Origin of the sequence: Mesorhizobium silamurunense, from assembly GCF_014843905.1 — a bacterium.
Taxonomy (GTDB): Bacteria; Pseudomonadota; Alphaproteobacteria; order Rhizobiales; family Rhizobiaceae; genus Mesorhizobium; species Mesorhizobium silamurunense.
This window is the reverse complement of record NZ_LPVS01000180.1, coordinates 1-481: the sequence shown is the minus strand read 5'-3', so window position 1 is coordinate 481 and position 481 is coordinate 1. Positions and strand designations below refer to the sequence as shown.

Annotated in this window: 1 protein-coding gene; it reads left to right on the top strand. The window is 62.0% G+C overall.

What is annotated here, in order from left to right:
- Positions 1–146: 146 nt before the first annotated feature.
- The coding region (locus tag AU465_RS32935) for a sigma factor-like helix-turn-helix DNA-binding protein (protein ID WP_281396944.1) at positions 147–481 on the top strand (335 nt) is incomplete at its 3' end.

The window sequence follows — 481 nt, the reverse complement described above, 5'->3', positions numbered from 1 at the left end:
TTCAGTAAGTCGCGGACAGCAATTCCACTAAATCCCGGACAGCGATTCCGCTAAGTCCCGGACAGTTTCCGGGCCGGATTTGACGGTCGGTTCTCGGCTGCGCCGTTTTGGCAATTTGGCCTCTCACGAAGACGTTGAGAGGGGCCATGCCAAGACGGAAGCAAGCGAGACGAACGAGCGTGAGGGACATCCGGACGATCCTGCGCCTGACCCATGAACAGGGTCTGTCGGTGCGCGAGGTGGCCGAGCGATTGAAGATCGGCAAGACCTCGGTTTCGACCTATTTGCTGCGAGCGCGGGAGGCGGGGCTGTCGTGCTGGCCGCTGCCGCCAGGCTATGATGACGATGCGGCGCTGGAACGACGGCTGTTCCACCGGATGGGCCGTCCGCCGCAGGATCTGAACGAACCAGACTGGGCGATGGTCGCCAAGGAGCTGAAGCGCGAAGGAGTGACGCTGACGCTCCTGTGGCAGGAATATCG